Origin of the sequence: Mycolicibacterium sp. 624, from assembly GCF_040548615.1 — a bacterium.
GTDB lineage: Bacteria > Actinomycetota > Actinomycetes > Mycobacteriales > Mycobacteriaceae > Mycobacterium.
Genome location: NZ_JBEPRZ010000001.1, coordinates 175459 through 194906, shown reverse-complemented (window position 1 = coordinate 194906; position 19448 = coordinate 175459). Strand labels below are relative to the sequence as shown.

16 protein-coding genes and 1 pseudogene are annotated in these 19448 nt (G+C 63.7%); 13 read left to right on the top strand and 4 right to left on the bottom strand.

Annotation, left to right across the window (positions count from 1 at the left end):
* Window positions 1–121: 121 nt before the first annotated feature.
* Window positions 122–1657, bottom strand: a complete 1536-nt coding sequence (locus ABIA65_RS00870; RefSeq protein ID WP_241401615.1) for a hypothetical protein — start codon at window positions 1655–1657, stop codon at window positions 122–124.
* Window positions 1658–1868: 211 nt separating this feature from the next.
* On the opposite strand from ABIA65_RS00870, the gene ABIA65_RS00865 reads away from it, so the two are divergent.
* From ABIA65_RS00865 to ABIA65_RS00850, 4 genes are all read left to right on the top strand, one after another.
* Window positions 1869–2102 (top strand): hypothetical protein, encoded by a 234-nt coding sequence (locus ABIA65_RS00865; protein ID WP_354522318.1) that lies wholly within the window; start codon window positions 1869–1871, stop codon window positions 2100–2102.
* Between the two features lie 72 nt (window positions 2103–2174).
* Window positions 2175–3590, top strand: coding sequence for an MFS transporter (locus ABIA65_RS00860; protein WP_354522317.1), 1416 nt, complete (start codon window positions 2175–2177; stop codon window positions 3588–3590).
* A 62-nt stretch (window positions 3591–3652) separates the two neighbouring features.
* A complete protein-coding gene (locus ABIA65_RS00855) occupies window positions 3653–4348 on the top strand; it encodes a YoaK family protein (protein WP_241401613.1) in 696 nt (231 codons plus the stop codon).
* 291 nt (window positions 4349–4639) lie between these two features.
* Window positions 4640–5338, top strand: coding sequence for a GntR family transcriptional regulator (locus tag ABIA65_RS00850; protein WP_241401612.1), 699 nt, complete (start codon window positions 4640–4642; stop codon window positions 5336–5338).
* 53 nt (window positions 5339–5391) lie between these two features.
* On the opposite strand, the gene ABIA65_RS00845 is transcribed toward ABIA65_RS00850, so the two are convergent.
* Together ABIA65_RS00845 and ABIA65_RS00840 are read right to left on the bottom strand one after the other, a co-directional pair.
* Window positions 5392–6204, bottom strand: coding sequence for an HpcH/HpaI aldolase/citrate lyase family protein (locus ABIA65_RS00845; RefSeq protein WP_354522316.1), 813 nt, complete (start codon window positions 6202–6204; stop codon window positions 5392–5394).
* 347 nt (window positions 6205–6551) lie between these two features.
* Window positions 6552–7478, bottom strand: a complete 927-nt coding sequence (locus ABIA65_RS00840; protein ID WP_241401610.1) for a LysR substrate-binding domain-containing protein — start codon at window positions 7476–7478, stop codon at window positions 6552–6554.
* A 101-nt stretch (window positions 7479–7579) separates the two neighbouring features.
* On the opposite strand from ABIA65_RS00840, the gene ABIA65_RS00835 reads away from it, so the two are divergent.
* The 5 genes from ABIA65_RS00835 to ABIA65_RS00815 all read left to right on the top strand — a co-directional run bounded on the left by ABIA65_RS00835 (window position 7580) and on the right by ABIA65_RS00815 (window position 14291).
* A complete protein-coding gene (locus ABIA65_RS00835; protein ID WP_354522315.1) occupies window positions 7580–8113 on the top strand; it encodes a phosphonopyruvate decarboxylase in 534 nt (177 codons plus the stop codon).
* Window positions 8113–8703, top strand: a complete 591-nt coding sequence (locus tag ABIA65_RS00830; RefSeq protein ID WP_241401608.1) for a thiamine pyrophosphate-dependent enzyme — start codon at window positions 8113–8115, stop codon at window positions 8701–8703. The genes ABIA65_RS00835 and ABIA65_RS00830 overlap by 1 nt, the downstream gene beginning before the upstream one ends.
* Before the next feature lie 17 nt (window positions 8704–8720).
* Window positions 8721–10199 carry an aldehyde dehydrogenase gene (locus ABIA65_RS00825; protein WP_354522314.1) on the top strand — a complete coding sequence of 493 codons (1479 nt, stop codon included), beginning with the start codon at window positions 8721–8723 and terminating at the stop codon, window positions 10197–10199.
* Window positions 10200–10319: 120 nt separating this feature from the next.
* Window positions 10320–13736: a pyruvate carboxylase gene (locus ABIA65_RS00820; protein ID WP_354522313.1), complete on the top strand. Its 3417-nt coding sequence runs from the start codon at window positions 10320–10322 to the stop codon at window positions 13734–13736.
* Window positions 13737–14111: 375 nt separating this feature from the next.
* Window positions 14112–14291, top strand: a complete 180-nt coding sequence (locus tag ABIA65_RS00815; RefSeq protein WP_354523115.1) for a hypothetical protein — start codon at window positions 14112–14114, stop codon at window positions 14289–14291.
* On the opposite strand, the pseudogene ABIA65_RS00810 reads toward ABIA65_RS00815, so the two are convergent.
* Window positions 14255–14461 (bottom strand): annotated as a pseudogene (locus ABIA65_RS00810) (hypothetical protein); the annotation flags it as partial. The gene ABIA65_RS00815 and the pseudogene ABIA65_RS00810 sit on opposite strands and share 37 nt — an antisense overlap.
* A 749-nt stretch (window positions 14462–15210) precedes the next feature.
* On the opposite strand from ABIA65_RS00810, the gene moaA reads away from it, so the two are divergent.
* The 4 genes from moaA (at window position 15211) to ABIA65_RS00785 (ending at window position 19006) form a co-directional block, all read left to right on the top strand.
* Entirely contained in the window at window positions 15211–16269 is a 1059-nt protein-coding gene (gene moaA, locus ABIA65_RS00805) for a GTP 3',8-cyclase MoaA (RefSeq protein ID WP_241401605.1), read from the top strand.
* Between the two features lie 765 nt (window positions 16270–17034).
* Window positions 17035–17370, top strand: a complete 336-nt coding sequence (locus ABIA65_RS00795; protein WP_241401604.1) for a DUF732 domain-containing protein — start codon at window positions 17035–17037, stop codon at window positions 17368–17370.
* 230 nt (window positions 17371–17600) lie between these two features.
* Window positions 17601–18119, top strand: coding sequence for an Rv2253/PknI dimerization domain-containing protein (locus ABIA65_RS00790; RefSeq protein WP_354522312.1), 519 nt, complete (start codon window positions 17601–17603; stop codon window positions 18117–18119).
* 332 nt (window positions 18120–18451) lie between these two features.
* Complete coding sequence (locus ABIA65_RS00785; RefSeq protein WP_354522311.1) at window positions 18452–19006, top strand: hypothetical protein; 555 nt, start codon at window positions 18452–18454, stop codon at window positions 19004–19006.
* Window positions 19007–19448: the final 442 nt, after the last annotated feature.

Here is a 19448-nt window from a genome sequence, read left to right as displayed (position 1 = left end):
GAACCGGCGTTCAGGCGGCGGCAGCGGTTTCAACGGGTCGAGATCGGACCTGGCCGCCGAGGGACAGTGCAGCGGTCTTCGTAGTCGCTGATGTGGCTCCCGATGTGTGGGGTTCCGGCTCTCACAGCACCAGCGCGGCAAACATCGCACAAAGCACCAGGCCCGTCATCACGGGGATGAAGCACTTGCGAGCGAGGTCCATAACCGGGACCCGCGCGAAGCCTGCCACGGCGACCAGCGACGACCACGCGACCAGTGTTCCGCCGCCCGACCAGATGCTGCCAATCTGTCCGACGGCTGCAAGGGTGGCGGGATCCATGTGCACAGCGGGGGCCAGTGCGCCAGCAAGGGATCCGGTCAGTGGCAGGCCAGTGAATCCAGAGCCCTCCAGGCCGGCGACCAGGCCGACGAGGAGGATCGCGAACGAGATCACGATGGCGTTGGTGGGCAGGTGTTGTTGCGCCGACTCGATCAGATCGAACAGCAGTGCCGGACCGGTGACACCTTCTCCGAGGGCGAGGATGGGGCCGGAGAATGACTGATTTCCGAGGTAGAAGAAGCCGGCGATCGGGATGACCACGCCCATCGCTTTGAAGACGAATAGAAAGCCATCGGTGATGTGGTCGCCGGTGTCCTCGAGAAACTTGGTGCGATCGTGAACAGCCGACGCGGCGAACAGGATCAGGATGGCGATGCCGCCGATCATCGCTGATGCGTCGGCGCCAACGATGGCCGGCACCCAGTCGGTGACTTTTCCCAAGATCAGGTAGATCACGAAGATCAAGTACACAACGGGGACGAGGATCGCGAAGCTCCGCGCCTTGCGGCGCTGAGACAATTCTGTAGCCTCCGAACTCCGCACCTCCGCAGCGGTGAGTACCGCGACGCCACTTGCGCTGCTGGAGCCGGCCCCTGCTGCGCCGCCGTCCGCGGGGATGTCGCTTGTGCCGTCGGGCTGCGGCGCCTGCGGGGCATCGGCCTTGTTCTCCCAGGCCGTGAGGAGCTCCTCGGAAGGCTGTTTCCACGTCTTTCGCTGTGTGACGTAGGTGATCAACAGCGCGGTGACGCCCACGATAAGCGACAGCACCAGTGCTCTATTGGCGACCGCGTCGACCTCAACGCCGGCCGCTTTGGCGGAGATGCCAGGAGCGACCTTGATGATGTAGTCCGAGGAGAGGGCCATGCCCTGACCGGCGATGGCGATCACCATACCGACGGATATGGGGGATAAGCCCGCCCTGATCGCGACGGGGATGAGCACGGCGCCGACGAGAGGTACCGCGGGGGTGGGGAAAAAGAAGAGCGAGATTACATACGTGACCAATGCCAGGACGATGAAGCTCGATGTGCTGGTTCGCATGACTTTCCGGAACGGCGCGACCATCCGCTTGTCGGCACCGAGCACGCGTAGCGAGCCGAACATCGCGACGATGACAGCAATGATCAGGAAGACGCTGAAGAGATCCCTGGCAGCGGTGAGGCTGGCGTTGAAGATGGCAGCCAGGCCGCCGGTGAAGCTGTGGAGATAGATCGCTGCTGTCAGGAAGGTGGCGAGCACCGCCGGGACGACGATGCTTCTCCGCATCATCATGGTCACCAGGATCAGCACGATTCCGATTAGGTAGATCCAGTGCGCGGCCTGTAAATGCGCGTTCACATAATCCTCATTCTGGGTGGTCAAATTTGGGCTGTCGACCCCACAGATCCGGTCGGGTGTGACGTGGATCTCGTTGGTGGAAGCTAGGTTAGGGCAGCGTTCAGATTTCCGGCGACTGAACTTGGACGCACCGCGCACCCCCGGCCTCCAGCTAGTGGAACGCCGCTTCTGAAACCTCTTCAACCTGCGGTTTCGTCGCTCTCAGGAACTCATGCCCATTTCAGATGCACATATTCATTTCGGTGATACGCGGTCGCTGGGCGAAAGGCCTTGGGCCGCCAGGCAGGAATCGAGAGTGAATGAACTTGGCGGCATCTGGCACGAAATGGATGACGACCGCGACAGCGGCGATAAGGCCGGCGCGGGCCGACGCGATCGTGAATGTGCAAACATCATCGACACGCATCGACTTGGTCGTGTCGAGCGATCACTACGCGGTATGTAGTATACCGCGTACTGTATTATCGGTGGTAGCCGCCAGGTATGCGGGTGCAGAACTGATAAGGGGGACAGCGTGATGCCAGCGCTGCGCCGCACGCACCGTCCGTCCGCGTCAGCGCACCCGACTCCGGTAAAGCGGCTTCCGCTGGCCCTGACTGTCCTACTCACCGGCACGTTCATCGGCACAACCAGCAACAGTGTGGTCAATGTCCCGCTGGTTGACATCATGGCTGAGTTCGATGCGCCGTTCGCCAAAGGCGCATTCGTTGTCATCGGGTTCCTGATCGCCATGGCGGCGTCGATGCCGCTCGTGGGATGGGCAGGCGACCGCTTCGGCCGGCGCAGGGTCTATTGCGGGGCGCTCGTCGGTTCTGCGGTGTGCTCGGTTGGTGCCGCCACGGCGCCTACTCTCGACGCGCTGATCGCCTGGCGGGTCCTCGACGGAACGTTCACGGCGACTTTCGCCCCGGTGGTCATGGGTCTCATCACCTGGCTCGCAGGCCCCGAGCGCCGGGTCCGTGCTGTCAGTGCCTGGGCCGGCGTCAACGGTGCTGCCCAGGCAGTTGGGCCGTCGCTCGGAGGGTTCATCACCCAGGTAGCGGGCTGGCGGTGGATCTTCGTTCCGGTGCCACCACTGGCGATGATCGCGCTTGTGGGAACCCTGATCCTGATCCCCCGGTATCCCGCACAACGCATCTCGCTAGATCGCCTCGGGGCGGTGACGTTGACGTTGAGCAGCACCCTTCTGTTGCTCGCCCTGTCGCTGTTGCCGATGACTGGTATGCCGAACTGGGTTGCACCCGCATTGCTCGGTGCCGCAGCAGCTCTCGGTGGTGTCTACATCTGGCACAGCTTGCGCGCCCCGAAACCCTTCATCGACCTGAGGGCAGTGGCCCAGACGCGGTACAGACGCAGTGCGGTCGCGGCGATGGCTCATATGTTTGCCCTGGGCGCCACGCTACTGAGCGTTCCACTTCACCTGCGTGAGTACGGGTTTGCCAGCGGAACCGTTGGACTCATCGTTCTCGCGCTACCAGTCACGCTGGTCCTTGTCGCGCCGTTCATCGGGGCGGTGGGTGAACGGTTCGGACCTCGCCGGTTGATGCGCATCGGCCTCGTGATCCTGGGTTGTGCTCAGATCGGGATTGGTGTTGCCCTCAACCCCGTGCCGCCGCCCGTCGTGGTCGTCACGGGGCTTCTGGTCGCGAACGGGATCGGCATGGGTTTCATCCAGACCCTCGCCGCCGCGGGCACGACCCGCTCCGCCGCAGGTGCCAGCGGCAGCGGACTCGGGTTGTTCAATCTTCTGCGCTTCGGATCCTCGGCCACCGGCGGAGCCTGGGTATCGGCCAGTGTGTTGCTCTCGGGCTCGCCCCTGTTCATCTTCGCGGGAACCGCGGGCGCCGCAGCGATTGCCCTCGTCGTTTCATTCGTCGGCCGAAATCCGGAAGATGATGCTGCTCAGCGTGTTTCGATCGCTTCCACGGTCTAGGTAAGCCCGCGAACCCCGCGGACTGTTCGTCAAACCTGCAAGAGAGAGGCTGCGTGCACCCCATGTCGACTCCGACCGATAGTCCCCGCGTTTGGCGGCTGGATCCCACCGACGTGCACCTCGTCTGCATGCTTGTGCTGACGGCTGCCACGGGCGTCATCGACGCCGTGGGCTTCCTGGGGCTCGATCGAGTGTTCACGGGCAACATGACCGGTAACGTCGCGATCCTGGGTATGGCGCTCGCCGGCGGCGATGAGCTACCCGTGTTCGGCCCCCTGACGGCGCTTGCGTCGTTCATGTTAGGCGCCGCGCTCGCGGGGCGTTTCATGCGGACGTGCAGCTCTGCATGGAGTAACCGGACGACCGTCGCCCTGACTGTGGTCGCACTGATGTTCTGCGCATCCGGTGTCGTCGTGCTCGCGGATTCCTCGACCCTAACCCCCGTCATCGCCGCGGGCATGTTGGCATGCGGGTCCGGGGCACAGGCACTGGTGGCACGTCATGTCGCCGTCAAGGATGTGACCACAGTCGTGGTCACCTCGACGATCACCGGGTTGGCGGCCGACTCGAGGCTGGGCGCTGGGCGGCCCCACCCGTGGCGGCGGCGGGCCGCTGCTATCGCGCTCATTGGCGTGGGCGCCGTGATCGGAACCCTGTTGCTGCGCCTGCACCTGTGCGCTGGAATCTTCACTGCCGCCGCAGTTGTGTTCCTGACAGCGCTGGCCGGACATCGCTGGGGGCGAGGAACCGATGCCTAGGCGCACGCGATGTGGTCGCGGCAAAGCCAGCGCAGCCTCATCGTTTCTTGAGATGGCGTACCCCGGACCCACACGGACCGCCGCAGTGCGATGACCCCTTCGGACTGCGAGATCCCGGTGGCGCCATGGTATTGCAGGTCCGTGAGCAGTGTTCTCGGCTGCAGCAACCCTCCCCCGAGTCGCCTCAGCTTTGCGTAGCCTTGATCTGCTCAGCTACTGGGCCCCGAAGCAGACAGCATCAGTCGCACGGTGGTAAATCTGACGGAACAGAAAATGGACTATATTCGTGTGATGCCCGCTTCCGACGCGCCGCGGCGGCGCCTGCAGCGACTGAGCGACATCGCCTCGGATCACGTCCGCGAGCTGATCGTGTCCGGGCAACTGCGGCCAGGCGAGTTCATTCGCCCCGAGTCGATAGCCGAGGATCTCGGTATCAGCGCAACGCCGGCGCGCGAAGGTCTCCTACAACTGCAGTCCGAAGGCTTCCTGGACATGGTGCCGCGACGCGGCTTCAGCGTGAGTTCTCTCTCCGAGAGCGATATCCGCGACATCTATGATGCTCAAGCCCTGCTGGGCGGGGAACTCGCCGCCAGGGCCGCGGCCTCGCGCACACCGCAGACGATCGCCTCGCTTAAGGCGGTGCAGAAATCTCTCGAACACGCAACCGCCAGCGGCAACTACGACGAGGTCGAACGTCTTAACCATGAGTTCCACGCGATGATCTACCGAGCAGGGAATTCGCGTCGTATCCGCTGGCTGCTCAAGCGCACCCTGGCCTACGCCCCGCGCAAGTTCTTCGCCAAGGTGGAGGGGTGGCCTGATGCGTCAGCAGCCGATCATCGCGCGATCATCGAACACCTACAGGCTGGTGATGCCGAGCGATCGCGCGCCGCGATGGCAGACCACATCCGTCACGCCGGCACGCTGCTGGCGCAGCACCTTGCAGTGACCGACCAGGATGCGATCCGATACAACCCAACCAGGGCTTGATCCCGAAAGTCGAACGCGCGAGCACATTTCGTGCAGGTTTGTGACGGAACCGCTCAGTTCCTCGACATCGCAGCAAGGATCCGCTGCGCGCGTTTGACGACCGGAGCGTCCACCATCTGACCGTCGACGGTCACGGCGGCGTCACGGGGCCCCGAGACTGAGACGATCCGCCGCGCCCACTCGACCTCAACGGCCGATGGCAGCATTGCCTCGTGGACAACGTCGACCTGCGCTGGATGGATGCACAACTTGGCCCCGAATCCGAGCCGACGCGCGTACCTGATGTCATCGCGCAGCATGTTCGAGTCGTTCAACGCGGTGGTAACGCCATCGGCGGGTGCTGACAGACCGGCTGCCGCTGAGGCCAGGACCAGCGCAATTCTCGCTGCCAGCAAGCTGTCACGATCGCCTGGATCCACTCCCAGCTGGGCGCAGAAGTCGATGTGTCCGAACGCGAGCCGATGCACGCCGGGCACTTCAGCGATCTTTGGTGCGGCCAGCACGCCAGCGGCCGTCTCGATCAGGGCGATGATGCCGAGCCGACCGCCTCGCGTGGCGTCGGCAACAGCGTCGGGCTCCTCTGCCTTGGGCAGCATGACCGGTGCTCCGACCTCGGCCATCAAATCCAGATCCGAAGAATGCCAGGATGTTCCGACACCATTGATCCGCACAGCGGCCGCGTTACCCGCTGCCAGCCACGCCCCAACCTCCTGACGAGCCCGGTCCTTCTGCTCTGCGGGGACGGCATCCTCAAGATCGAGAACGACCATATCTGGTTGTGCCGCCAGGGCCTTGGCGAACCGCTCCGGCCGGCATCCCGGTACGAAGAGGAGGGTCCGGGCCAAACCGATCGCAGAGTCAGTCATCGGACACCCCGCTCACGCTGGGCGTCGTCGCACCGAGCCGTCGTCGGACTGCACTGCGTCTTTGAGTGACTTCTTCTAAGCCCCAGCAGTTTCCGGAGAGAATTTGAGCAGTGCGCTGCCGCAGTGCCGGCACCGAACTCATGGCGGGCACTTCGCAATGGCGTGGAGTCGCCGGGGCGCTCGAACTTGATGACGCGACCGGCATGGGGCCGCGGGGCGAAGGGTACGTCGGCGGCTTGCTCGACGAAGGGGGTAGACACGTCGTACAGGGGGAGCAATCGATTCCTCCATAGAATATTATCTATAGAGACGCTACCGTGCGCGCGTCTCCGTCACAACGCCTCAGATCACTCGGTAAGTCGAGCGCCGGGCCAGCGGCCGTCGATGACGGCCAGTTGTGCGGTGTCGTGCAGGACGCCGGCCACCGACCGCACTGCTTCCGAGGGTGCCGGTCGCCCCGGGACGGCCAGGACGATGGTGCGACGAATCGTGGGATCGCTGATGGGGGCCATGGCAACTCCCGGCACCTTGTTGGTCGCGACGATCGCTGGCAGCACCGACCATCCGTGGCCTGCCGCAACCAGGCACTGCTGTAAATCGGCGTCATTGGTCTCCACCGCGATGGTGACAGTGGCCCCGACGCGGGCCGCGGCGGTGTCGATCAATGTGCGTAGGCCGTGAGGAGCGCTCGGCACGATGAGCGGCTTCGCCAGCACATCGGACAACGGGATGGGTTGTGTCGGACGAGAAGTGGCCGTCCGCTTCGGCATGACCGCCCACAGATCCTCGATGATCAGCTCAGTCGTGGCGAACGTCGGGGAGATCGGCTGATCGAACAACAGCGCGACGTCAACGTCGCCGTTCTCCAGCCATTGAACGAGGTTGCCCGCGTAGCCGGTAACCACGCGCAGTCTCACTCCCGGATAGCGCTTGGTCACCTCGGTGACGAGCGCGGGAGCAAGCAACCGCGCCGTGCTCACAAGGAGACCGACGGTCACGATGCCACGGACCACGTGCTGTGCGGAGCGGGCCTCTTCGCGAGCCCGCTCGAGTTCGGCCAAGGCCCGCCGGGCGTGATGGGTCACCTGGCGGCCGACCTGGGTCAGCCGCATGCCCGAGCGACTGCGCTCGAACAGTTCGGTGCCCAACTCGGTTTCGAGCGCCCTGATGTATCGCGTCACCGCAGGCTGGACCACATGCAAGAGTTCGGCGGCGCGAGTGACGCTGCCAGTGTCGGCGACGGCAATCAACGCCTGCAGGTGCCGTGTTTCCATCAGGGGCCTCCAACCGGAATAGCGGTATCACGAATCGTGATTTTCACTTACTTCACATCACGATCCAGAATTGAACTACACAACGTGTGTGAAAGGAAGATATGAGCGCCCCTACCGACTCGTCATCGTGGCAGAAGGAGATTTTCGACATCCTTCGCGCCGGCGAGGTCAAACAGATCGCCTACGTGCCCGATGCCGGGCACGCCTACGCCATCAACGCCGCCGCCGCCGATCCAGGAATCCGTGACGTCGTTCTGACCACCGAGGAAGAGGGTGTGGGCGTACTGTGTGGCGCCTGGCTCGGCGGTCAGCGCGCAGTGCTGCTCATGCAGAGCAGCGGGGTCGGTAACTGCGTCAACATGTTTTCACTGCTGCAGATGTGCAAGTTCCCGTTCCTGACGCTGGTGACCATGCGGGGCGAGTACGCCGAGTTCAATCCGTGGCAGGTCCCCATGGGGCACGGGACGCAGCAGGCCCTGGAGCTGATGGGTATCACCGTCATGCGCGCCGACCACCCGGATCAGGTCAGCGAGATCGTCAGTGCTGCATTCGATTCTGTCTTCCTGGCGGGCGAGCGCGTAGCGGTGCTGCTCGGACAGACTCTGATCGGACGCAAGAAGTGGGAGCGCAACTGATGACAACTTTCACAGCCGGTATCGACCGGCGGGCATTCGTCGCTGACCTGATTGCGGCGAGCCCTGACGCGTTGATCGTGACGGGCCTGGGATCGCCGTCCTATGACGTGTTCGCCGCCGGGGATCGGCCGTACAACTTCTACCTGTGGGGCGCGATGGGGGGCGCTGTGCCGACCGGACTTGGACTGGCGCTGGCGCAGCCGGACAGACCAGTACTGGTCGTCACCGGCGATGGTGAAATGCTGATGGGGATTGGCACTCTCGGCTCAGCAGCCGTTCAGAGCCCCGCGAACCTCACCATCGCAGTACTGGACAACGGCCACTTCGGCGAGACCGGGATGCAGCGCAGCCATTCCAGCCTCGGCGCCGATCTGGCCGCGGTGGCCGCGGGCTTCGGGGTGCCGAAAGTGCTGAAGGTGCGCGAGCAGGGCCAGGTCGCCGACGTCGCGGAATGTGTGAACTCCCGTCTCTCGTTCACCTTTGCCCAGATCTTCATTGACACCGGCGCACCCCCACGCGCGCTGCCACCTCGGGATGGGGTTGCGGTGAAGAACAGATTCCGTGACGCACTCGGCTTCCCGACCTTCTAGCGGCGAAAGGTACTGAGATGCAACGCTATCTGCTTCACATCAACGGTCAGCAGGTCCAGTCGCGGACCGGTGGCTTCTTCCCGACCGATGATCCTTACAGCGGCGCTCGTTGGGCCGAGATCGCCCGGGGCGGCCCACAGGACGTCGAGTTGGCTGTCGATGCCGCGCATGCCGCGTTGACCTCGGGTGCCTGGCCAGAGCTGACGGCATCTGCGCGCGGCCGACTGCTACATCGCCTGGGCGACGCCATCGCCGAACGTGGCGACGAGCTGGCCAGGACGGAGGTGCGCGACAACGGCAAACTCCTGACCGAGATGCGCGGCCAGCTCGGGTACATTCCCGAGTGGTTCTATTACTACGGCGGTCTGGCGGACAAGCTCGTAGGCGACGTGGTACCTCTCGATAAGAAGGGCTTCTTCGGCTACACCACCACATCTCCCGTCGGAGTCGTCGGCATCATCACGCCGTGGAACTCACCACTGTTGTTGCTGACGTGGAAGCTCGCGCCCGCGCTGGCGGCCGGATGCACGGTGGTGATCAAACCTTCGGAGTTCACCTCCGCGTCGACGCTGGACTTCGTTCGTGTCCTCGAGGAGGCTGGCCTGCCGCCGGGCGTTGTCAACGTCGTCACGGGATACGGCGCTGATGTGGGGGAGCCGTTGGTGGACCACCCCCGGGTCGCCAAGATCAGCTTCACTGGGTCGGATACCACAGGCCGGCGGATCAGTGCGCAGGCGGCGCGGACCTTCAAGCATGTCGGACTTGAACTGGGAGGTAAGTCACCGAACATCGTGTTCGATGACGCCGACTTGGATGCCGCTGTCAATGGCGTCATCTCGGGGATCTTCGCCGCTACCGGCCAGACTTGTATCGCAGGTTCTCGTCTATTGGTGCAATCCTCGATCCACGATGAATTCGTCGAGCGCGTAGTCAAGCTTGCCGCGACTGCGAAGATGGGAGACCCCCTCGATCCCAATACACAGGTCGGCCCGATCACGACGCCAGACCAGTACGCGAAGGTTCTGGACTACATCAACGTGGCCAAATCCGAGGGCGCCGAACTCGCTCTCGGCGGCAGCGAAGTCACGTCCGGTCCCTGCGCGGGCGGCCGATTCATCGAGCCCACCATCTTCACCGGGGTGGCCAACTCGTCGAGGCTCGCGCAGGAAGAAGTGTTTGGGCCCGTGCTCGCGGTGATCCCTTTCGAGGACGAGGCCGAGGCCGTCGCGATAGCCAACGATTCACGCTTCGGTCTAGGTGCGGGGGTCTGGACGGCCGACATCGGTCGTGCGTTTCGGATGTCGGCGGCAATCCAGACCGGGACCGTGTGGGTCAACACCTACCGCGCCGTGAGCTACCTGATGCCATTCGGCGGTGTCAAGGATTCCGGGATCGGCAGGGAGAACGGCATCGACGCGGTGCGTGACTACCTGCAGACCAAGAGCGTGTGGATCAACATCGGTGCAACAACGGGCAATCCGTTCGTCCTGCGCTGAATTGATCTGACTGCGCCGACGTGTGTAGCCGACGCGGAGAAGCTGCCACGCTCCGGACCGGGTCGCAACCGATCTTCGTCACTACCTGGTTCGTCATCTCCACTACAGACGGGTGTACGCATGTTCTCGAAGGTTCTGGTTGCCAACCGCGGCGAGATTGCTATCCGAGCATTCCGCGCGGCATACGAATTGGGTGTCGGTACGGTCGCCGTGTACCCGTTTGAGGACCGTAACTCGGTGCACCGGTCGAAGGCCGACGAGTCATACCAGATCGGCGAGATGGGCCATCCGGTGCGGGCGTACCTGTCGGTCGACGACATCGTCTCCACGGCGGTATTCGCCGGGGCCGATGCGGTGTACCCGGGCTATGGATTCCTCTCGGAGAATCCTGACCTCGCCAGGGCGTGTGCGGCAGCCGGTGTCACGTTCGTGGGTCCATCGCCCGATGTGCTCGAGCTGACCGGGAACAAGTCGCGGGCAATCGCCGCCGCTCGCGAAGCCGGGTTGCCGGTGCTGGCGTCCTCGCCTCCTTCCCGAGATGTCACCGAGTTGCTGGTAGCAGCTGAGTCGATGCAATTCCCAGTGTTCGTCAAGGCGGTCGCCGGTGGAGGCGGTCGCGGCATGCGGCGGGTGACGGTGCCGTCCGCGCTGGGTGAGGCGATCGAGGCCGCTTCGCGAGAGGCCGAATCGGCGTTCGGTGATCCGACTGTGTTCCTCGAAGAGGCAGTGCTCAATCCTCGCCACATTGAGGTGCAAATCCTCGCCGACACCCACGGCGAGGTCATTCATCTGTTCGAACGGGACTGCAGCGTACAGCGGCGTCACCAGAAGGTGGTCGAACTGGCCCCCGCGCCGAATCTCGACCCCGCACTGCGAGAACGGATCTGCGCGGACGCCGTCGCATTCGCCAGGCACATCGGATACTCGTGTGCGGGCACCGTCGAGTTCCTAGTCGACGAGAGCGGCAACCACGTCTTCATCGAGATGAACCCGCGGATCCAGGTGGAACACACCGTGACTGAGGAAATCACCGATGTGGATCTAGTGTCCTCGCAGCTGCGAATCGCCGCGGGCGAGTCGATGGCCGATCTGGGATTGAGCCAGGAGACTCTCGAGGCACATGGCACGGCGCTGCAGTGCAGAATCACCACCGAGGATCCCACCAACGGGTTCCGGCCCGACACTGGCCGAATCACCGCTTACCGATCGCCGGGCGGTGCTGGCATCCGTCTCGACGGTGGCTCAGTGCTGGGCGCGGAGGTGTCGGCGCACTTCGACTCGTTACTCGTGAAATTGACCTGCCGGGGCGGAGATTTCGCGACCGCAGTGCGGCGGGCACGCCGCGCGGTGGCAGAGTTCCGGATCCGTGGGGTTTCGACGAACATCCCCTTCCTGCAAGCGGTATTGGACGACCCGGCCTTCGCCGCCGGCCGCATCACCACCAGCTTCATCGACGAGCGACCGAAACTGCGTACCGCGCGCTCGAGTGCTGATCGAGGCACGAAGATCTTGAACTACTTGGCTGATGTGACGGTCAACAAACCGCACGGGGAGCGGCCCTCGACGGTGTATCCACACGACAAACTGCCAGAGCTAGATCTGTCCGCGGCGCCGCCAGCAGGGTCGAAGCAGAAGCTGATGCAGCTCGGTCCGCAGGGATTTTCGGCCTGGCTCAAAGGTTCTGCGGCTCTTGGCGTCACCGATACCACGTTCAGAGATGCCCATCAGTCGCTGCTGGCCACCCGACTACGCTCCGCTAGCCTGCTGCAGGTGGCGCCATACGTCGCACGGTACACACCGCAGTTGCTGTCGGTGGAGTGTTGGGGCGGCGCGACGTTCGACGTTGCGTTGCGGTTCTTGAAGGAAGATCCGTGGGAGCGGCTGGCCGCCCTGCGTGAAGTCCTGCCCAACATCTGTCTGCAGATGCTGCTACGTGGCCGTAACACCGTCGGTTACACTCCCTACCCGGAGATCGTCACGTCCGCGTTCGTCGACGAAGCGAGCACCACCGGGATCGACATCTTCCGGATCTTCGACGCGCTCAACAACATCGACTCTATGCGTCCCGCGATCGACGCCGTGCGAGCCACCAACACCGCCGTCGCCGAGGTCGCGATGTGCTACAGCGGCGACCTCTCAGATCCAAACGAGCAGCTCTACACCTTGGACTACTACCTGCGGATTGCTGAGCAGATCGTCGAGGCCGGTGCACACGTGCTGGCAATCAAGGACATGGCTGGACTACTGCGCCCGCCAGCAGCCGCGACGCTGGTCAAGGCGCTCAACCACCGATTCGACCTGCCGGTGCACGTCCACACCCATGACACCCCAGGCGGCCAACTAGCCACCTATCTCGCCGCCTGGGCCGCAGGTGCCGATGCGGTCGACGGTGCGGCGGCGCCGCTGGCCGGCACAACGAGCCAGCCCGCACTGTCATCGATCGTGGCCGCGGTGGCCCACACTGATCGTGACACCGGCCTGGATCTGCGTGCGGTATGCGAGTTGGAACCGTACTGGGAATCGCTGCGTAAGGTCTACGCGCCGTTCGAGTCCGGCCTACCCGCACCGACCGGCCACGTACACACCCACGAGATCCCCGGCGGGCAGTTATCGAACCTGAGACAGCAGGCCATCGCCCTCGGGTTGGACGATCGGTTCGAAGAGATCGAAGCCAACTACGCTGCCGCAGACCGCGTCCTGGGGCGGCTGATCAAAGTCACACCCACGTCGAAGGTGGTCGGCGACCTGGCCCTGGCGCTGGTGGGAGCCGGCATCAGCGCCGAGGAATTCGCCGCCGCCCCAGCCAATCACGACATCCCCGACTCGGTGATCGGGTTCCTTCGGGGTGAACTCGGCGAGCCCGCCGGCGGCTGGCCAGAACCTCTTCGGACAAGGGCGCTCCAGGGGAGGGCCCCGGCGGTCGAGGCTGCTGCGCTATCACCAGACGACGAGGTTCTTCTCGCCCAACCCGGACCCAAACGACAGGGGGCACTGAATCGGCTACTCTTTCCACGCCCAGCCGAAGAGTTCGAAACACACCGCGAACTCTATGGTGACACTTCGCGATTGAGTACCAACCAGTTCTTCTACGGGCTGCGGCAAGGTGAAGAACACCGCGTCGAACTTGAGAGGGGAGTTGAGCTCCTGATCGGGCTCGAAGCCATCTCGGATGCTGACGACCGTGGCATGCGCACCGTCATGTGCATCATAAATGGCCAGTTCCGTCCAATCATGGTGCGCGACCGTAGTATCGCCTCCCAGGTTCCGGCTGCCGAGAAAGCCGACCGCACCAATCCAGATCACGTGGCCGCCCCATTCGCCGGCGTTGTCACCGTAATCGTCAACGCCGGTGACGCGATCGACGCCGGACAGACCGTCGCCACGATCGAGGCCATGAAGATGGAGGCTGCCATCACCGCCCCCGCCTCAGGAACCGTTGACCGAGTTGCTGTCACCTCGACCGCACAGGTGGAAAGCGATGATCTACTGATCGCCGTCCGGCGCTCAGTGCCCCGCTCGTCGCCATCAGAAAACTAGGACCGTGGGCCATGCGTAACCAGACCGATTGCAACTCCGTGACGGCGCAGACAAGCCCGACCAAGATTGTCCTGAGGTCGGCATCACGATGACCGCACCAAACTGGAACCACGATCCGCCGCTCCGCGGAACCCACCCACTGCGCCGCGGGCACCGCGGCGATCCCGCCGTGGCTCCGGCGGCAGGCCAGGTTTCGCGCGCGTTACGAGTTTCTCCAAAAGCCGGAGCGAGCACCGAACCTGTCGGCAATTTGGCCGCAGCGTGGTCGTGAAGTCGCTGGATCGGGTTACCGGTGATATCCGGCGGCGCCCAGATCGCACCTGGGCTTCAGCACTGGCCGAACCGGCGTTGAGTGCGTGGCCGCACAGGTTCCCAGTGGGGGCGATCGCTGTCGAGGAGCTGGCAGGGCAAGTACGGGGCTGGTACCGGTGGGTACGCGAGCAGCACGACGCCGGGGTCGATATCGAGCTGCGCGTAGCCACCAGGCGGGCGGAAGGCGCCATCCAGACCGTGCCGACTCATGTGTCGGTTCCCACGAACGAGGCCGCTGCGTGAGGCCAGCGGAAACAGTGCAGTCGATTTTCAGTTGGTCTGTGCTCGAGCAGTTTGCCATTGTGGAAGATGGCGCCCCCGCGCACCAGGGCGACCAGGTGTGGTGCGTCAACGGTCCTCCAGCGTGCTTGTGCGGCATCGATCAGCTTGTAGGCCATGGCAATCCCCGATGCCATCAGCACGATCCGGGAGCGTCTCTACTCGGCGCGTCCCGATGTGTCGCAGAACAGCCGCCCACTAGGGCGGCTGATGACGGCCGGTGTCCACGAAATATGTTGCCTTGGAATCAATTCCGTATGTCAGGGCCGCAGCCGGCAGCGCTGCATGTCACGTGACGAAACGAAGTGCATGGGGTTGTCGAACAAGCCGAGCGCTTGCGTGATGCCAATCCGCGCTGCCGCCGATGCGTAAGTGAATGCGGCGGCATGGCCACTCTTACCGCGCCCCCTCGCATTCGGTCACAGTTGTGGACGACCGTACCGTTGTTGCTTTTGTCATCTGGTTGCGAGAAAGCGGTCTGCCATCGCCTTGAGAATTGCGGTAAACGGCAGCTGGGAGCGTTAACGATTGCCATTCAGATTGAGAAGCGACAGCCGCTCCTGAAATAGCTGCGTTTCGTCGCCTAACGTGCAGTGCCCCGGAGGGGCGGTTGTTGCGGTCGCTGACAATCTTCACCCTGAACCCCGCCTCGTTAACCCCCGGCTCGATATGCCGTCGCTTGATCTCGGCACGTTCCGTCAGGCTGAACCGGGCCTTGTCGGATCAGACCGAACTGGGTGCCCCTGTCTCAGGGCGGGTGGTAGCCGTCGAACCGACCGGCCCGGACCCAAAGGAGCGGATTACACGTGACCGACGTAACCACTGTGTGTCGCAGCGATTGTGCTGATGCCGAGGAGCGCAGCTCGCAGCTGCTGCGCGTTCAGTGACGGTCACCGATCTCGGTGTGCCATCGCTGCGCCGCGCGACGGGGACCGCACCCGCCTCCGGACCCCTGGTCGACGCCTGCGGGCGCGCGGCGACGGACCTGCGGGTGTCGCTGACCGACCGCTGCAATCTGCGCTGCACGTACTGCATGCCCGCGGAGGGACTGGACTGGCTGCCGGGCAACGAACTGCTGAACGCGGACGAGTTCGGCCGGCTGATCGGCATCGCGGTCGCGCGACTCGGTGTCACCAGCGTGCGGTTCACCGGCGGCGAACCGCTGGTGTCGCCGAACCTCGAGGCCGCGATCGCCGCCGCGGCGGCGCTCAGTCCGCGGCCCGAAATCGCCCTGACCACAAACGGACTCGGACTGGCGCGTCGCGCCGCACAGTTGAAGGCCGCGGGCCTCGATCGGGTCAACGTGTCGCTCGACACTGTCGACGCCCGCCGGTTCGCCAAAATCACTCGGCGTGACCGGCTGTCCGACGTGGTGGCGGGGCTTGCCGCTGCGGCAGCGGCAGGCCTCACACCCGTCAAGGTCAACGCGGTGCTCGACCCGGTCACCGGGCTGTCCGACGCTGTCTCACTGCTGCGCTTCTGCCTCGAGCACGGATACCAACTCCGCATCATTGAGCAGATGCCCCTGGACGCCGGCCATCACTGGCAGCGCGACAACACACTCGATGCCGACAGCATCCTGTTGGCGCTACGCACCCATTTCGACCTCGAGCCGGGTCCCACCCCACGTGGCTCCGCGCCCGCGGAACTGTGGCGCGTGACCGGCCCAGGCCCCACGGGCACCGTCGGCCTCGTCGCGTCGGTGTCGCACGCCTTCTGCTCTGCCTGTGACCGCACCCGGCTCACGGCCGACGGTCAGATGCGCACCTGTCTGTTCTTCCGCGAGGAGACCGATCTGCGGGGCCTTCTCCGCGCGGGCGCCGACGACGCCGCCGTCGAGGCCGCGTGGCGCACCGCGATGTGGGGCAAGCCTGCAGGTCACGGCATCAACGATCCAGGATTCGTGCAGCCGAACCGTCCGATGTCCGCGATCGGCGGATGAGCGCTAGCGCGAATGCTAGAGGCCCTGATGGTGGGTCACCGTCTGCCATTTCGCAGCAACGCGTGCGGCAGCGGGTAAGGAGACGGAAATACCATTGATGTGGCCTCAGACATGAGGATTGACGATCTGGTGAGGGTACTCTCGGGGGCGTGGGCCGCAGTTGGCTGAGATTCTCCGTCGGTGCTCTGTTCTGAAAAACGGTGTGGCGGTGCGTGATCGGGGAAAGTCCCTGGAAAGAACGGGGATAGTCGATGTGTTGCCGCCCTTCGCCGGCGGATACGATGGTTCGCGTCGCCCTCGATCACGTTGCCGGCGGAGACAACCCCGGTGAGCGCGAACGTGGGCCGTGCGGATCTCACCGAGCAGCGGATCGATCTCATCGACCACGAGGTGCTCGTCGGGGTGGCGAGCGAAATCGCCTCGGACAGTGGACGTGTACGCGCAATCGCCGCCAGGAAGCGAGTCGGAACGCTGGAGATCGGTAATGCGGCGGTCGCCTCCGTCGGGGCCGACCGCCGGGTTGTGGCATTCGAGACCTGTGCCCTGCTCTTCGAATCCGTCACGTCTACCGGTGTGGAAGCACCAGACCCGCGTACGGATTCAACGAGTGGTCGGCAGCGCTTAACGCCGCCGTGCCGCCATGCCGCCGATTCAGTCAGGCGGGCGGCGGCAGTACCAGTGAGCTGTTCCAACATGCGGACCGTATGTACGGGAACTCGGGCAGCTCTCGCCGGCAACGTCCTCTTGGGTCTATAGTTCGGCACTATGCGTACGCGCCTTGGCATCGGGATGACTGCGATCGCGGCGGCCGTGATGCTCGCCGTCGCCGCGCCGGCGCACGCCGACGCCAGTGACGATTTCCTGAACATGGTGTCTGCCAGTGGCTTTGATGTCGGTGACACAGGTACTGACATCGCCTATACGCTCAGCACCGCCACCTCTGTATGTACGCTGTTCCACTACGGATTCACCGCCGAAGACGCCCAAGCTGACATCGTCTATGAGTTTCCCCACGCCACACCGCAACAGCTAGCGGCTTTCGTGGAGGCCGCCCAGGCGACATTGTGCGAAGTCGCCTACGAACCGGTCCATCCGAATTAAGAAGATTGGGCGCGCCTCACACGGGTCCGCGCTCGAGTTCGCGCGTCCAGCCGGTCTTCGAGCGGACTCGCTGGTGCATTCACCCGATTGTTTGGCAGCCCTATCAGCCGGAAATCGTCGAGCATCACTCCCGTTGTAGCCATGATCGGTGCTACGGTCACCGCTCGAGGGTGTCGCCGCGGCTGATCGAGAGGTATTGGCGCATAGGGTGACCCGACAAGGAGGGCATGATGCGTCGAATCAGCACAGCCGCCAGTGCAGCGGCGATCCCGATCATCGTGGCCACCGCAGTCGGTGCCACGCCGTCGGCACAAGCGAACGAAGATGCGTTCGCGATCAACGGAACCTTCACCGTGACGTCGGATGGTGAGTGGGCGACGACCGACTACGCGTTCCACAAGGAGGCGACGGTGATCAGCACGTGGACTATCACGTCAACCTGCACCACAGAAGTGTCCTGTACCGGCCAGGTATCGAGCGATCAGGGTTGGACCGCACCGGTTTACACGAGTGAGGGCCATGTTTGGTACGTCGAACGCGATCTGCCGAACTGGCAGCCATGTCCAGATGGATCAGTGTTGCCAGGGCGTCAGACGTTCAAGTTCTATCCCTCGGACTCGGACGGTCTCACCCAGATCGGGTCGCCCTATCTTGAAGGAACCGATAAGACGGTAGGAGAGCGCTACGCATGCGGTCGAGCCAAGCCGCTCACGATCATCTTGCCGTTGCGGCTGAACAAGATCGCGTGATCTAAGGGCCTGGCGTGCTTGATTCAGAAGCGCGCCTGCGTCTTGTGCTCCGTTGACGGGAACACAATTCCAGTGATTCCACCGTTTTGAGCTTTCGAGCGGCGTGCGGGTTCGTTCACATGCGTGGAACAAGATGGCACGAAGTAGCGGGATCTCGTGATTGAGTGTCGGTTGTCGGTGCACTTCATTGCTGATCGACTAGCGAGCAGCCCGCGGGCTGGACTAGTGGTTGCCTGTTTCTCCGGAGGTTTCAGATGTTTATGGCTCCGAGGCGAACACGGGCGCGGACCGCTCTGCGGTGCGCGGCTAGTGCAGTATTCACTTGCGTAGCGATGTTCGCGGCGACGCTCTCCGCGGTCGGTGGTTCAGCCGCGGCCAGCCCGTTCGACCCACCGGTACCGCCACTACCTGCCGTGACGGTAACGCCAAGCGATTGGGCGCCGAAGTTCCCGATTCCGTACGACGAGACCAGAAGGGACGTGACGGATGCTGACATCAACGCTCAGCGTGAGATGTGCCAGTGGTTCACGTCAACGTATGACGAACTGATGGGTCAAGTCGAGGGCTTCGGTTTCAACTTGCTAGCCGCGAATAACGATTGGACGATCGGGCAGATCCAGGCTCAAGCAGATGCCGTGGTCGTCAACGTAAAGGACACGGTGGCTTGGCTCGCACCCCGGGCCCTGGCGCTGACCCAGACCCAGGATTTCGCAGGCGACGTGTACTTCCCCCTTTATCAAGGTGAGGCATTCTATCGGTTGTGGCAGCACCTCTCGAACGTCGGTGTTGGTATCGAGGCCCGAAACACCGCGTGGATCTACGGTCCTTCGGTGCAGCGAACCAAACACTGGGGAAGCAAGATCAATCGGTCGCACGTTTGCGAATAGGTAACTACAGCCGGATCGGGATCGTTAGGCATCGCACCCTAATTTTCATGCCCGACATTGCTGAATTTTCGGATTTCGATAGACCATGCGGAGAGGGCTGCACCTGCCTTAACCGGTGAGGTGTCGTGGGCCTGCCCGATCGGGCAGGTACGGCGGACCATTCGGCATGGCAAACTAACACAGCCGCTCATCAACGTTGCAGATTCAGCTCATCAACGTTGCGGCTTCAGCTTACGCGAAAATGGCGGATCGCTGCGGTGATTCTGGCAAAGTTCAGCTATGTGGGCCGCCGCTCTTTACCTACTCGCCGGATTGCCAGACCATGAGTCCGTCCGCACACGGTTTACAGCCCCCGATGGACGTCTCGAAGTTCCCAACGTGGGGAGCTGCGGGACCAGATGGAAGCAGGTCCTGACCAGCCATGGAATGCATCTCGCGACGC

What these genes read in the sequence shown, in the direction of transcription:
- ABIA65_RS00820 (WP_354522313.1), top strand. Translation starts at nt 10,320, where the DNA reads ATGTTCTCGAAGGTTCTGGTTGCCAACCGCGGCGAGATTGCTATCCGA.
- ABIA65_RS00840 (WP_241401610.1), bottom strand. Translation starts at nt 7,478, where the DNA reads ATGGAAACACGGCACCTGCAGGCGTTGATTGCCGTCGCCGACACTGGC.
- ABIA65_RS00785 (WP_354522311.1), top strand. Translation starts at nt 18,452, where the DNA reads ATGTTCGCGGCGACGCTCTCCGCGGTCGGTGGTTCAGCCGCGGCCAGC.
- ABIA65_RS00865 (WP_354522318.1), top strand. Translation starts at nt 1,869, where the DNA reads ATGCCCATTTCAGATGCACATATTCATTTCGGTGATACGCGGTCGCTG.
- ABIA65_RS00835 (WP_354522315.1), top strand. Translation starts at nt 7,580, where the DNA reads ATGAGCGCCCCTACCGACTCGTCATCGTGGCAGAAGGAGATTTTCGAC.
- ABIA65_RS00850 (WP_241401612.1), top strand. Translation starts at nt 4,640, where the DNA reads ATGCCCGCTTCCGACGCGCCGCGGCGGCGCCTGCAGCGACTGAGCGAC.
- ABIA65_RS00855 (WP_241401613.1), top strand. Translation starts at nt 3,653, where the DNA reads ATGTCGACTCCGACCGATAGTCCCCGCGTTTGGCGGCTGGATCCCACC.
- ABIA65_RS00830 (WP_241401608.1), top strand. Translation starts at nt 8,113, where the DNA reads ATGACAACTTTCACAGCCGGTATCGACCGGCGGGCATTCGTCGCTGAC.
- ABIA65_RS00825 (WP_354522314.1), top strand. Translation starts at nt 8,721, where the DNA reads ATGCAACGCTATCTGCTTCACATCAACGGTCAGCAGGTCCAGTCGCGG.
- ABIA65_RS00790 (WP_354522312.1), top strand. Translation starts at nt 17,601, where the DNA reads ATGCGTCGAATCAGCACAGCCGCCAGTGCAGCGGCGATCCCGATCATC.
- ABIA65_RS00845 (WP_354522316.1), bottom strand. Translation starts at nt 6,204, where the DNA reads ATGACTGACTCTGCGATCGGTTTGGCCCGGACCCTCCTCTTCGTACCG.
- ABIA65_RS00795 (WP_241401604.1), top strand. Translation starts at nt 17,035, where the DNA reads ATGCGTACGCGCCTTGGCATCGGGATGACTGCGATCGCGGCGGCCGTG.
- ABIA65_RS00860 (WP_354522317.1), top strand. Translation starts at nt 2,175, where the DNA reads ATGCCAGCGCTGCGCCGCACGCACCGTCCGTCCGCGTCAGCGCACCCG.